The organism is Brevundimonas sp. UBA5713 (genome assembly GCF_002419815.1).
Lineage (GTDB): Bacteria > Pseudomonadota > Alphaproteobacteria > Caulobacterales > Caulobacteraceae > Brevundimonas.
In genome coordinates, this window is sequence record NZ_DIGV01000030.1 from 18,424 (window position 1) to 31,705 (window position 13,282).

General features: G+C 63.6%; 13 protein-coding genes. 5 read left to right on the forward strand and 8 right to left on the reverse strand.

The window, feature by feature from the left end:
* Positions 1 to 90: 90 nt before the first annotated feature.
* Both B3B04_RS07780 and B3B04_RS07785 read right to left on the reverse strand, forming a co-directional pair.
* Complete coding sequence (locus B3B04_RS07780; RefSeq protein ID WP_292041657.1) at positions 91 to 1,341, reverse strand: hypothetical protein; 1,251 nt, start codon at positions 1,339 to 1,341, stop codon at positions 91 to 93.
* Positions 1,342 to 1,443: 102 nt separating this feature from the next.
* Positions 1,444 to 1,824 carry a hypothetical protein gene (locus B3B04_RS07785; RefSeq protein WP_292041658.1) on the reverse strand — a complete coding sequence of 127 codons (381 nt, stop codon included), beginning with the start codon at positions 1,822 to 1,824 and terminating at the stop codon, positions 1,444 to 1,446.
* Between the two features lie 346 nt (positions 1,825 to 2,170).
* Between B3B04_RS07785 and B3B04_RS07790 the strand changes: the two genes are divergently transcribed.
* The gene (locus B3B04_RS07790) at positions 2,171 to 2,779 is read left to right on the forward strand and encodes a YczE/YyaS/YitT family protein (protein ID WP_292041660.1); all 609 of its coding nucleotides are present in this window, start codon (positions 2,171 to 2,173) and stop codon (positions 2,777 to 2,779) included.
* Here B3B04_RS07790 and B3B04_RS07795 read toward each other — a convergent pair.
* Entirely contained in the window at positions 2,776 to 3,840 is a 1,065-nt protein-coding gene (locus B3B04_RS07795; protein ID WP_292041662.1) for a bifunctional transcriptional activator/DNA repair enzyme AdaA, read from the reverse strand. The genes B3B04_RS07790 and B3B04_RS07795 overlap by 4 nt on opposite strands.
* Before the next feature lie 99 nt (positions 3,841 to 3,939).
* A complete protein-coding gene (locus B3B04_RS07800) occupies positions 3,940 to 5,571 on the reverse strand; it encodes a peptide chain release factor 3 (RefSeq protein ID WP_292041663.1) in 1,632 nt (543 codons plus the stop codon).
* A 158-nt stretch (positions 5,572 to 5,729) separates the two neighbouring features.
* Here B3B04_RS07800 and B3B04_RS07805 point away from each other — a divergent pair, with 158 nt between their 5' ends.
* The gene (locus tag B3B04_RS07805; protein WP_292041664.1) at positions 5,730 to 5,885 is read left to right on the forward strand and encodes a hypothetical protein; all 156 of its coding nucleotides are present in this window, start codon (positions 5,730 to 5,732) and stop codon (positions 5,883 to 5,885) included.
* Positions 5,886 to 5,965: 80 nt separating this feature from the next.
* Here B3B04_RS07805 and B3B04_RS07810 read toward each other — a convergent pair whose 3' ends face one another.
* Entirely contained in the window at positions 5,966 to 7,618 is a 1,653-nt protein-coding gene (locus B3B04_RS07810; protein WP_292041665.1) for an MFS transporter, read from the reverse strand.
* Between the two features lie 140 nt (positions 7,619 to 7,758).
* On the opposite strand from B3B04_RS07810, the gene B3B04_RS07815 reads away from it, so the two are divergent.
* Positions 7,759 to 8,799: a rhodanese-related sulfurtransferase gene (locus B3B04_RS07815; protein WP_292041666.1), complete on the forward strand. Its 1,041-nt coding sequence runs from the start codon at positions 7,759 to 7,761 to the stop codon at positions 8,797 to 8,799.
* Positions 8,796 to 9,545, forward strand: a complete 750-nt coding sequence (locus B3B04_RS07820; protein WP_292041668.1) for an SDR family NAD(P)-dependent oxidoreductase — start codon at positions 8,796 to 8,798, stop codon at positions 9,543 to 9,545. The genes B3B04_RS07815 and B3B04_RS07820 overlap by 4 nt, the downstream gene beginning before the upstream one ends.
* Here the strand turns inward: B3B04_RS07820 and B3B04_RS07825 are convergent.
* Positions 9,542 to 11,215 carry a sensor histidine kinase gene (locus B3B04_RS07825; RefSeq protein ID WP_292041669.1) on the reverse strand — a complete coding sequence of 558 codons (1,674 nt, stop codon included), beginning with the start codon at positions 11,213 to 11,215 and terminating at the stop codon, positions 9,542 to 9,544. The two genes, B3B04_RS07820 and B3B04_RS07825, sit on opposite strands and share 4 nt — an antisense overlap.
* Before the next feature lie 168 nt (positions 11,216 to 11,383).
* On the opposite strand from B3B04_RS07825, the gene B3B04_RS07830 reads away from it, so the two are divergent.
* Positions 11,384 to 11,818 (forward strand): SufE family protein, encoded by a 435-nt coding sequence (locus B3B04_RS07830; RefSeq protein ID WP_292041670.1) that lies wholly within the window; start codon positions 11,384 to 11,386, stop codon positions 11,816 to 11,818.
* 9 nt (positions 11,819 to 11,827) lie between these two features.
* Here B3B04_RS07830 and B3B04_RS07835 read toward each other — a convergent pair whose 3' ends face one another.
* The gene (locus B3B04_RS07835) at positions 11,828 to 12,760 is read right to left on the reverse strand and encodes a bifunctional riboflavin kinase/FAD synthetase (RefSeq protein ID WP_292041671.1); all 933 of its coding nucleotides are present in this window, start codon (positions 12,758 to 12,760) and stop codon (positions 11,828 to 11,830) included.
* A gap of 15 nt (positions 12,761 to 12,775) precedes the next feature.
* Positions 12,776 to 13,237, reverse strand: coding sequence for a MaoC family dehydratase (locus B3B04_RS07840; RefSeq protein ID WP_292041672.1), 462 nt, complete (start codon positions 13,235 to 13,237; stop codon positions 12,776 to 12,778).
* Positions 13,238 to 13,282 lie beyond the last annotated feature (45 nt).

Genomic DNA, 13,282 nt, shown 5'->3' on the forward strand with positions numbered 1-13,282 from the left:
TTTCGGCAAGCCTGTCAGCTAGGCAGCCGTAAGGGCGGGGTCAAGGTGTGCACTGCGAAAACCCTGTCACAAGCGTCGGGGAAACATCCCCTAATGCGTGGTGGTCAGCACCATCAGTTCGCGTGCGCGCTGCGCCAGCGCCGGTGCGCCAACCGAAGACGCCGCATCGGCGGCCTCGTACAGGGCCATGCCCAGATCACGCGCCCCTGAGGGATTGCGGGCGGTCAGGGCCAGAGCAATGCGCGACAGGGTGATCTGGTCTGCAGCCCAATCGACCGGCAAGGTCTCATCCATGGTAAGCGCCAGCCGCTGCACTGTGTCCAGCCGCAGGGCTTGAAGCGTAGGCGTGTCTCCATGGCTTTCTGCCCGATTGATGGCATGCGCCATTGCCCGCTCGCGTATAAGGGCTCCGAGGATCAATCCCGGCATATTGGTCAGGGCACAGGCCTCGTTCAGTTGCTGTTCCGGCATCGGGCCGCGGTCGGCGCGCAGAAGCTGGATCGCGGCCCAGTCCAGAGGGCTGTGGTCCGAGGAGAACTGATCGGCGGCAGCATCGAACAAGGCGTGGGCTTGCGAACGGGCCTCATGGTCGCCGGCGATGGAAGCCAGCGCCGCCATCCCTGTGCCGCACAGCGCCAGCGCGCGGGCGCGGCTGACAGGGCGCTCATCCGGCTTGGCCTGCTCGACCAGTTGGCGCAGATCACGGCCCGCCTGATCCAGCAGGCGTGCATTGCGGGCCAGTATGCCCGCTTCCAGCGAGAGGGAGGCGCGCTCCAGTTTCAACTCGTCGCACACCAAAGCCATTTCGGGTGTCAGACCATCCATCGCTTCTGCCAAGCGGTTGGCTGCTTCAACCATCTGTTCCGGGCTGGAAGCGAGGCGGGCCTGACGGGCGCTAAGGCGTGCTTTCAGGGCTTCGATCTGGGCGGCAGTATCGGCCCGACGGGCTTGCGGTAGGCGCTCCAGACTGGACAGCAGACCCGTCAGACGACGCGGTGCGCCATAAAGGTCAAATACCAGAAGCGACGTCTGGCCCACGTCCAGCGCGGCAAGCATGGCCTGATCTTCGGTCTGGGCGGCCTTGGCGGCATCACGACTGGCCTGCTCGGCGCGGCGAAGGCTGTCTGTGGATCCCGTACGGCGGGCGTGTTCACGCCACAGGGCGGCGGCACGCATCCACGCTTCATACGGGCGCGAACACGAGACGCGGCCCGCGTCGGTGCTTTGATGACGGGCCTCTGTTTCGACCAGACCGACGCTGACCAGCTCCAACCATCCCAGGTCATAGCTGTCACGGGCCTTTTCAAACAGCCGCCTTAAATCTCTTCCAAACTCGAACATTGCATCCGTTGTCCCGGATCGAGACCCGTCCTCAGGCCTCCACCATGGCTAAGCAAACGCAGCGCCAGCCTTCGGGTTCGATTTTGGAATACCTCAGGTTTTTTACTGACTGCGGGTGCCACCGTTCAGGGACGGTGCCTGTTGGCGACAGCGGCGCAGGTCGCGAAGCGTGTCGTCATGCGCTGATGACAGGCGACGCACGGCACCGATGCGGGCCTTCTGCATATCGTCTTCGGTGGCGGTGGGGCTGCGACCTTGCGCTGTGGCCAGCTGGATGGTTGTCAGCGACCAAAAGAGCGCGTCGTCATACAGGGCATGGCCCTCGGCTGTCTCGCCGCCCCTCAGCTCGCTGGCGGCCTGGGTCAGACCCGCGCACCGCAGGGCTGTTTCATAGGTGATAACCAAAGGCGCGGCCGGCCTGCCTTCGCCGGTCGCGGACTGGGAAGACATCAAAAGCAAGGCAGACGCGACGGCGGCTAACATGTGGAACTCCACGCACAACAGCACCGGTTCGCCTTACCACAACACGTTCGGCGACATGTGAAAAGCCGTCTTGGCTAAGCTTGGTATAGCACGGCCTAGAGATTTGCCGATACGGCCGGTGGTGGCAGTAACATTTGTTCACCCTGCGCTTGTGCATTGGTCATGCTTTATTACGGCGGCTCCTGTGATGTTCGCCAGGGGACTGGACGTCTCGGTGACACTGGGATTGTGTGTCACTTCGGGTCTGTGTCTGGTCATGCTGATTATGACACTGGGGTTGGAGCGACGGGATGTGGTCGCGCCGGTTTCCTCTGTTTCGGTCTAGGCACCGCGTAGGAGTATTGGGTTGAAGACGAAACAATGGTGGCTGCGGCTGGTGCAGCTTAATCTCGGGCTGTGGACGTTTGGTCTAGGGGCGGCGCTGATGGTGCGGGCCCATCTGGGGCTCGATCCGTGGAATGTGTTCCACCAAGGCCTGTCGGACCTGACCGGCCTCAGCATCGGCGTGATCAGCATCTTCTCCGGCGTGGTGGTGATGCTGTTGTGGGTGCCGCTGCGCTTGAGGCCGGGGCTGGGCACCCTGTTGAACATCCTGATGATCGGTCTGTCGCTGGACGCCTTTATGGCGGTGATACCGGACCTGAATGGCTGGCCTTTGCGTATCGGCGCACTGATGCTGGGTGTGGTGCTGACCGGTTTGGGATCGGCGGCCTATATCGGCGCGGGTATGGGCACGGGCCCGCGCGACGGGCTGATGATGGGGCTGAACCAGAAGTTCGGCTGGTCTATCCGCGTATCGCGTCTGTTGGTCGAGATTATCGTGCTGGCGTCCGGCTGGATGCTGGGTGGCGTGGTCGGCGTCGGCACTGTGGCCTTTGCCCTGTGCATCGGTCCTCTGGTGCAGTTCTTCCTGCCATTCTTCCAGAGATGGTGGGCACTCGGTCCGAAAGCCTAGGCTGCGGCCTTGGTCTTCAAGGCGCGCTCGATCTCGATCAATCGCTGCTTGCGCCACAGACCGCCCGCATAGCCGGTGAGGGAGCCGTCGGCCCCGATCACGCGGTGGCAGGGGATTATCAGGGCGATCTGGTTTGAGCCATTGGCGCGGGCCACGGCGCGCACAGCGGTCGGCTGTCCGATCTGGCGGGCGATATCACCGTACGAACGGGTCTCGCCTGCTGGAATGGTTTGTAATGCGGTCCAGACGCGCTTGAAGAAGTCGGTGCCGTGCATGAACAGCGGCGTTTCGAACCGCGCGGATTTGGCGGCGAAATAGTCGGTCAGTTCGGCCTCGGCCTGTTCGGCGGGCGCAAAGCGGCCGATGCCCAGTCCGCCCGGCGTATTGGCCTGCATTTTGCGAAGTTCGGCGGGCAGGCCTTTGCAATCGACAAACTCCAGCAGGTGCAGGTGACTGGCGCTGCTAATGGCGATCATGTCGCCAAGGGCGGTGGGGATCCACGTCGCCCGCATGGCTCCGTCTGATTTCAGATCGGCCGGCGCACATCCCAACAGCTTGGCAAAGGCTGCGCGAAAGGCGCTGGGTGATTCAAAACTGGCATCCAGTTGGGCCGTCATCACCGATCCTCCGACAGCAAGGGTTTCAAAGCCCTCACGCAGACGGCGCTGTCTGGCCATCTCCAGAAAGGTCATGCCGAAATGGCGTTTGAAGGCCCGGCGCACGGTGGACAGATCATAGCCCAGATCGGCCACGTCCTGCTCTGACCAACGCCGCTGTGGCTGGTCATCCAGACGGGCCAGAAGGTCGATGATGGCCGGCTCATTCTGCGCCGCAGCCTTGACAGGGTGACACCGTTTGCAGGGCCGGAAGCCCGCCTCCATACATTCGCCAACGGTCGCCCTGAACGTACAGTTCGCGCGCAGCGGCTTACGCGCCGGACAGGTCAGCCGACAGAAAATCCCCGTCGAATGCACGCAGACAAACGCCTGCCCGTCATACCGGTCATCGCGGGCGACAAGGGCGTCATACAGAACATCATCGCTGGGCAGGTCGAACAACATATCGCTGTTGTACTCCATACACGATGCCGCGCCGCCGATTTTCGGGCGTCTATTGTCGCGCGCACGAAAAAGGGGAGGCCGGAGCCTCCCCTGATGCGATCAACCGCGTTCCAGCGTCTTGGAGAAGGTCACCTTCGGGAAGCGCTCTCCGACATAGCCGGTTTCCCACGACGACTTGGCGAGGAACACAGGGTTCTGGTCGATGTCGGTCGCCATTTGCGGGCGGTATTTGGAGGCGAAATCCTCAAGGTCGGCCTTTTCGCCGACGACCCAGCGGGCTTCGGCATAGGGCGACGGCTCGAAGATGACATCGAGGTTGTATTCGGCACCCAGACGGTCGGCCATAACCTCGAACTGAAGCTGGCCCACGGCACCGACGATGAAGTCCGCACCGATTTCCGGACGGAACAGCTGGGTCACGCCTTCCTCGGCCAGACCTTCCAGCGCCTTCTTCAGGTGCTTGGCCTTGAGCGGGTCTTTCACGCGCACGCGCTGCAGGATTTCCGGCGCGAAGTTCGGCAAGCCCGCGAAGCGCACGAGGCCGCTTTCCGACAGGCTGTCACCCACGCGCAGGACGCCGTGGTTAGGGATGCCGATCACGTCGCCCGCATAGGCTTCTTCGGCCAGTTCACGGTCGGAGGCGAAGAACATCATCGGCGCGTTGACCGACAACTGCTTGCCGGTGTTCTGCACCTTCAGCTTCATGCCGCGCTTGAACGAGCCCGACGCCATACGGAACATGGCGATACGGTCGCGGTGGTTCGGGTCCATGTTGGCCTGAACCTTGAAGACGAAGCCGGTGACCTCGGTCTTGCCCGGATCGACCTCGATGGTGATGGGTTCGGGCGCGTTACGGGTTTCCGGCGGCGCTTCCTTGCGGGCTGGCATGATCTTGGGGGCAGGGGCCCATTCGCCGATGGCGCGCAGCAGGTCTTCGATACCGAAGTGGCGCAATGCCGAGCCCCACAAGATCGGGGTCATATGGCCTTCGAGGAAGGACTGTCGATCAAAGGCCGGATAGCCGCCCTCGACCAGTTCGAGCGCTTCGGTGACTTCCTCGTGCTCGCCCTGTTCGAAATACTGGGCGGCCTCGGTCAGCGGCAGGGCTTGCGGATGTTCGGGATCCTCGTCCGAACCGGCGGCCTTTTTGGCATAGGGCTGGAAGCGGCCGGTGCCGACCTCGACCAGACCGCGCAGACGGTTACCCGAGCCTGCGGGCCACCAGATCGGAGCCGGATCAAGCTGAAGGCGCGAGGCGATTTCGTCCAGCAGAGCCATCGGGTCCTGCGACTCGCGGTCCAGCTTGTTGATGAAGGTGATGATCGGAATGTCGCGCAGGCGGCAAACCTCGAACAGCTTCAGCGTCTGCGGCTCGATGCCCTTGGCGGCGTCCAGCACCATGATGGCGCAGTCGGCAGCCGTCAGGGTGCGATAGGTGTCTTCCGAGAAGTCTTCGTGGCCCGGCGTATCGAGCAGGTTGAACATCTTGCCTTCGTGCTCGAAGGTCATGACCGAGGCGGTCACGGAGATGCCGCGCTCTTTTTCAATCTTCATCCAGTCCGAGCGCGCGCGGCGGTTCTCGCCGCGTGCCTTGACGGCCCCTGCGGCGCGCAGCGCGCCACCGGCCAGCAGGATGTGCTCGGTCAGGGTGGTTTTACCGGCGTCCGGGTGAGCGATGATGGCGAAGGTCCGGCGGCGGCCAGCCTCTTCGGCAATGGTCAATTTTGACATGAAAAATCCTCTGACCGCGGGGGTTAGCGGAAAAGGCCCGTAAAGTCACCGTTCACGATGGTGTGAATGCCCCTATGCAACGAAAGGTCTTTAGGCGACGCTTTCCTAGCGAGACGGTGGCCCACGATGGTCATCGCCGCATAGGGAAAGGAAACGTCATGGCTCTGGTACACCCCGGAAAGCCGCGTGCCCTGTCATTTGAACGCGGCGCGCGAGTATCCAAACCTCTTCATCCGGCCGTTGGCCTGTTGTGCGGCTTCGCCATCCTGGTGGGCGTCGCCACAGCGGTGCATTTCGTGTTCGGTTTTCTCTAACCCAATATGACTGACGCACGGCTTTAGAGGGCCGCGACTTCATCCAGTGGTGAAGCGCGGCCCTTTTGTTGTGTGCTGCATCAGCTCGAACGCGTCGGGTCGGTCAGCGGCTCGCCATAGGTGCTCTGGGCATGCAGATGTGTCGAGACACTGCCGGTCGCGCGCTGGATCAGGCGGTGCACGCTGGGCGGGCTGTCGCCCTGGTGCAGCGCGCGGATGGCGACACCGACGGCTGAATCCTCATGGGTCATGCGCTGGTTGTGGCGCACATAGTCCATCCAGGTGTCGGTCTGGTACTTTTCGACCCAGATTTCGGGATCGCCAAGATCGCGCATCAGCCGCCACTGGAAGGCTCCGTCACGGCGACGGATGCGGCGGCGCTCTTCCATCAATTGCAAGAAGCGCGGCACGTCCTCATTGCGGATGCGATAGGCGATGGACACCACAATCGGCCCACTGCGCGGTTCGATCTGCAGTTCGGTGCTGGGTTCTTTCCAGCGATCCAGCGGCGTCAGGTTCAGCTCTTCGCCATTGGCCAGCGGCGCGCGCAGTCCCAGAAGGGCGCAGACCAGCAGCACACTTGCCGCAATGCTGAGCGCAAGGGTGATGTCATAGTTCTGGGCCAGACTGCCCCACAGCCATGAGCCTACGGCCATGCCACCAAAGGCGCACATCTGATAGAGCGCCAGTGCCCGCGCCACGACCCAACGCGGGGCCGACATCTGCACGGTGACGTTAAAGGTCGAAAGCACCGTCACCCATGCCGCACCCCCCAGCAGCAAGGCTGGAACGGTCAGGAAAATGGTCGGTGCAAAAGCGACGCCCAAAGACGCGGCGGCAAAAACCAGAATCCACACCCGCACCACGGTCTCGGCTTTAAAGCGGGCACGGATTTCCGACACGAACAGCGCCCCGCCCACGGCACCGATGCCGAACGAGCCGAGCAGGATGCCGTAGACCAACGGGCCGCCGCCGACCTCGTGGCGGGCAATGACGGGCATCAGGGCCTGCAGACCGCTGGCCCCTATGCCGAATATCAGGGCGCGCACCTGCACGGCCACGATGCGCGGCGACAGCAGGGCGTAGCGCACCCCGCCCGCCATGGCGTGCAGCAGGCCCTCGCGCGGCAGGGTCTGTTGCGGGCGTTCCGGCTTCCAACGGAACAGCACCACCAGCAGGCCGATGTAGGATACGGCATTAACGGCAAACGAGGCAGCGGCACCGGCGATAGCCACTACCGCCCCGCCCAGCGCGGGCCCCAGACTGCGGGCCATGTTGAAGCCCATGGAGTTCAGGGTGACGGCCTGTGCCAACTGTTCGCGGGGCACGATATCCCCGACCGAGGCCTGCCATGCCGGACCATTGAAGGCCACGCCGCAGCCGATCAGGAAGGTAAAGGTCAACAGAACCCACGGCGTGATCCAGCCCATATAGGTCAGTAAAGCCAGACCTGCCGAGACCAGCAGCATAAAGGTCTGTGCCGCCAGCATGATCTTGCGCCGGTCCATGGTGTCGGCCAATGCGCCGGCCACCAACGACAGCAGCATGATGGGCAGGGCCACCGAGGCCTGCACCAGCGCCGTCATTTGAGTGGAGGCGATGGAGGTCATCATCCATGACGCGCCGACCGACTGGATCAGGCCACCAAAATTGGTGATCAGGCTGGTGATCCAGATGGCCCGGAACAGTGGCAGTTTGAGCGGCGCGAGGGGCGAGGACTTCATTGCGACCATGAAACGTCCTTCCGAAATCTACTCAAATCGCGCGCCATCAAATCCATCATCCCGCTAATCGATAACGACTGAACGAAGAAGGCAAGCCATGGTGGCATGCGGGATGGGTTTTAATGCGCAAACGCACTATAGAGGCCAGCGTGACTGAGACCCCTTTCCAAGATTATCCCGTTCTGGTGGCCGCCCTGTACCGCTTTGCGCCGGTGGCCGACCCTGCCGCCCTGCGCGAGCGCCTGATTGCTCTGTGCGGTGAAGAGGTGCGCGGCACCCTGCTGGTGGCGCACGAAGGTATCAACGGTACGATTGCCGGACCGCACGACGCGATTTTGCGCGTGGTCAACGGCATCCATGCCGAGCCGGGCTTTGACCGGCTGGAGCTGAAATATTCGGGCGCGAACGAGATGCCTTTCTACCGCATGAAGGTGCGGATCAAGAAAGAGATCGTGACCATGGGCCTGCCCAATCTCGATCCGGTCAACGGCGTCGGGGCCTATGTGAAGCCTGCGGATTGGAACGCCCTGATCAGCGATCCGGACACGGTCATCATCGATACGCGCAATGACTATGAGTTCGAGATCGGCACCTTTAAGGGCGCGATCCAGCCGAACACCAAGACCTTCCGCGAGTTTGCCGACTGGTTCGAAAAGGAAGGCCGTAATCTGGTCAACCGCCCGAACCCGCCCAAGGTGGCCATGTTCTGCACCGGCGGCATCCGCTGTGAAAAGGCGACGGCCTATCTGAAGTCCGAAGGCATTCCCGAGGTGCACCACCTCGAGGGCGGTATTCTCAAATACCTCGAGGAAATCCCCGAGCCGGAAAGCCTGTGGGAAGGCGAGTGCTTCGTCTTTGACGAGCGGGTTTCGGTGGGCCAAGGGCTGAAACTGGGTGAACACACCCTGTGCCGCGCCTGCCGTATGCCGGTCAGCCCCGAGGGGCTGAAGTCGCCGAAATTCGTCGAGGGCGTTTCGTGCGAGCGCTGCTGGGACGAGCGTGACGAGGAACGTCGCGCCGCCTATGCAGAGCGCCAGCGCCAGATCGAACTGGCCAGGCAGCGCGGCAGTGCCCACATCGGCACAGACGCCAAGATCGCCGCCGAACAGGCCCGCATCCGCGCCGCCGAGGAGCGCGAAAAGGCGCGTCTGGCCGCGCTGAAAGCCAAGCAGCAAGAGGCAGACGCATGAGCCGTACAGTTCTGATCACCGGTGCCACCGCAGGCTTTGGTTTGGCCGCCGCCCGCCGCTTTGCCAAGGATGGCTGGAAGGTGATCGCCACCGGCCGCCGTGCCGAGCGCCTTGAAGCGCTGGTGGCGGAACTGGGGGCCGATGTGGTGCATCCGTGCGCCTTTGATATCCGCGACGCCGACGCCATCGATGCGGCGCTGGATGGTCTGCCCGAAGCTTTCCAGAATATTGACCTGCTGATTAACAATGCCGGTCTGGCGCTGGGTACCGGGCCTGCGCAAGAGGCCGATCTGGCCCAATGGCAGCAGATGGTGGACACCAACATTACCGGCCTGATGACCATTACCCACCGGATGTTGCCGCGCCTGATCGAACGCAAGGGCGCGATCATCAACATTTCCTCGGTGGCGGCGACCTATCCGTACCGTGGCGGCAACGCCTATGGGGGCACCAAGGCCTTTGTGCGCCAGTTCTCGCTGGGCCTGCGCTCGGACCTGCACGGCACGGGGGTGCGCGTGACTTCGATCGAGCCGGGCATGGCCGAGACCGAGTTTACGCTGGTGCGCACGGGCGGCGACAAGTCGGCGTCCGATACCCTCTATGCCGGTGCCGATCCGATGACCGGCGAGGACATCGCCGAGACCCTGTTCTGGGTGGCCAACCTGCCTTCGCATCTGAACATCAACAGCATCGAACTGATGCCGGTGAAACAGTCGTTTGCAGGCTTTCAGGTCGCTCGCGACTAAGCGGGTTTGACCGGCAGGCGAAGGCGCGCGGTGGTGCCTTCGCCCAGAGTGCTGTCCAGTGTCAGAGTGCCGCCGTGCAGTTCGGACAGCGCCCGCGCCAGTGACAACCCAAGGCCGGTGCCCAGCGCCTTTTGCTTGGCATCCCCCGCCTGCTCGAAGGGCTTGCCCAGACGCGCCAGATCGTCGGGTGCAATGCCGACGCCATCGTCAGCGACGCTGATGGTCAGCCAGCCATCAGCGATGGCGGCATCCAGAACGATCTGGCCCTGTTCGCGCGTGAACTTCACCGCATTACCCAGCAGATTGACCAGTATCTGTTTCACCGCCCGGCCGTCCGCCGTCAGCTTCAGCGGCTCTTCAGGCAGGTTGGCGATCAGGCGGATCGACTTGTCCTCGGCCTGAATCCGCACCAGCGCCATGGCGGCGTCGGCCACATCGCGCGCGTCGATCTCGGACAGGTCCAGCTCATACCGGTCGGCATCGATGCGCGACACGTCCAGAACATTGGTGATCATGTCCTGCAAGTGACTGCCGGCCTGATGGATCGAGGAGGCATAGTCGGCATAGCGGTCGGGCAGGGGGCCGAAAATCCGGTGCCGCATGGCGTCTGAAAAGCCCAGCACGGCATTGAGCGGCGTACGCAGCTCATGGCTCATATGGGCGATGAAGCGGGCGCGGCTGTCGGCAGAGGCGACGGCTTCCTGACGGGCGGCGTCCAGTTCGGTCTCGCGGGCATGCTGCAAGGTGGCGTCCAGCATCAGGGCGCTGAGGCGGCGGCTGTCGCCCTGCATACGGCGCACGATCAGTAGGACGCGGCGGTCCAGAGCCCCGCGCGGGGTGAAGCGCACCTGCGCCGCCAGACCGGCCTGAGCGCGGGACAGGGCCGCGCGCACGGCGGGGCGATCGGGCGGATGGACGGATTCAATCAGCCCGCCTTGGGCATCGACCTGTTTGAACAGGGCATCAATGTCGATGGCGGGCGGGGCGGAGCCATAGGCCGCCAGCGCCTTGCCATTGGGAGTCAGCACCAGCGTCAGCCCCGGCTGGTCGGCCAGAGCCGATTCCATCCGCGCCAGTGCCAGCGGTACGACCGGCACGGTGTTGCGGGTATTGAGCGCCGCCACCAGCGCAAAGGCGGCGACCATTACGCCCGTACCCGCCGCAAGGAAGGCGTCGGGCGTGGTTACCTCCCGCCACAGGGCGCTGATCGCACCGACGATAATAGCGGCGATGACGGCGATAAAACCGCCTATCACCGAGCGCTCGGTCCCTTGGCTGCGCAGGGCCAAGCCGCCGACCAGAGGGGCAAAGCTGATACCCGCCAGCGGTCCGCTGAGCCCGCCGGACAGGGCCGAGGCGATAATGGGGGCGGCGATCCACAGCACCAATGTCCAGGCGGGTGGCCCGGGCGCGCGCTGGGGCCACGGTGTGGCCCCTTCGTTAAGGTGGAGCAGGCCCAGCACGGCCAGTACCGGTACCGCAGAGACGGCCAGACCCAGAGTGATCCGCAACGGCTCGCCCATAGCCAGCGAAATGGCCGCCAGCGCTAGGAAACCCACGCCCCACAACACATGCCACAGCACGCGCTGTCGGGCCCGCATCCACTGGGTGCTGGCCGACTGGCTGACGGCCTGTTGGGCCACAGAAACGCGCGACGGGTGGGAGTTCAAAGCGGTGGATCACCTGAAATGGGTTCGATGCCGACGAAACCGCCGGAATCAGCAGTGCAGAATAGCGGAGCGCGCCCTTGCGCCCAAATCCACTCTCGCTGCAAGCGAAGCGGTCTTCATGCTTTTGGGGCGTTGTGTGCGCGCCGCGCGGGGTTTAGGGGAACGGCCATGACCCAAGCTGCCGACACCTCCATCCAATCCGTCCTTGATGAACTGATCGAAGAGTTCGATCTGCTGGGCGATTGGGAAGGACGGATCGAATATGTGATCGATTTGGGCAAGGATCTGGCCCCGCTGCCGGAAGAGGCGCGGATCGAGGCCAATAAGGTGCCCGGCTGTGCGGCTCAGGTCTGGCTGAACAGCCGCCGCGAGGGCGATCTGCTGTTCTTTGATGCCGATTCCGACAGTGCCTTGTCCAAAGGCAATATCGCCCTGCTGCTGCGCCTGTATTCGGGCCGCACGGCGGACGAGATTCTGGGCTTTGACGCTAAGGCGGCGCTGGACCGTCTGGGGCTGCCGTCAGCCTTGACGCGTCAACGTGCCAACGGGCTGAACTCTATGGTCGGGCGTATCCGCGAAGCGGCGCTGGCGGCACAGGGTTAAGGGCAGGCGTTAAACCAGAGCGGCCTTGGCGGCCTTTGCGTCGGCGTCGATCTGGACCTTTAGAGCGTCAAGATCGTCGAACTTCATCTCGCCGCGCAGGAAGGCCACCAGTTCGGTCTCGACCGTCTGGCCGTAGAGGCTTTCGTTGAAGTCGAAAAGCCACACCTCTAGCAGCGGGTCTTCGATTTCGTACATCGGGCGTACGCCCAGATTGGCCACGCCATTGATCACGCGCCCGTCAGGCAGGCGGGTGCGGGTGGCGTACACGCCATAGGCCGGACGCATATAGTTCGGCATGGCGATATTGGCGGTCGGCACGCCGATGGTGCGGCCGCGCTTGTCGCCATGGATTACTTCGCCTGAAATGGCGAACGGACGTCCCAGAATGGCGGTGGCGCGCGCCATATCGCCGGCCTTCAAGGCCTCGCGAACGGCAGACGAAGACAGTTTCAAGCCGTCGCTATCGTCCTTGCGCTCGGTCACCGAGACGGTGAAGCCCAGCGACTGGCCGTATTGGGTCAGCAGATCGGGCGAGCCGGAGCGGCCCTTACCAAAGGTGAAGTCAAAGCCGACGGCGGCGTGTTTGATGCCCAGACCCTCGGCCAGTACCTGACGGGCAAAGGCTTCGTCAGTCAGTCCCGCCATGTCGCGGTCGAACGGCAGCAGATACAGGCGGTCTACGCCCAGTTCGTCCAGTGCGCGGGCCATCTGGTCCGGCGTCATCAGGGCGAACGGGGCGACATCGGGCTGGAACAGACGGCGCGGGTGCGGATGAAAGCTGACCACGCCCAGCGGCACGCCCAGACGCTGGGCCGCCTCGCGGGCACCGGCGATGACCGCCTGATGGCCGCGATGCACACCGTCGAAAGCGCCCACGGCCACGGCGGCCCCCTTTTGGGCCTCCGTCAGGCCGCGCCAGTCGCGAATGACCTCGATCGTCACGCCCGAACGCTCCGCTTAGCGTGCAGACGGCTTGCGACGACGCGGTACGCGCACAGTGGCGATGCCGTCCATGATCAGCTTGTCCTCGACAAAGCCTTCGCAGTTCAGCTGCACGCGGGCCGACTCGGCGTCCACGTCGATGACCGTGATCACGATGCGAACCGTGTCGCCGATGCGCACCGGATAGTGGAAGGCCAGCGATTGCGAGATGTAGATCGAACCCGCACCCGGCAGCACCGTGCCGACGACAGCCGAGCCGAACGAGGCGCTGAGTAGGCCATGGGCAATGCGGCCGCGATAGGCGGTCTTTGAGGCAAAAGCCTCGTCCAGATGGACGGGGTTGTAGTCGTCCGAAGCATCGGCAAACAGCTGGATGCGCTCTTCGGTGACGGGAACGAGTTTCTCGGCGGACATACCGACGTGAAGCTCTTCGAGAATGTAGCCGCCCGACGGGTGACCTTGGACCAGATTGCTCATAAGCGGTGCTTTACGTCAGGTGAACTTAAATGGCGAGACCGGATG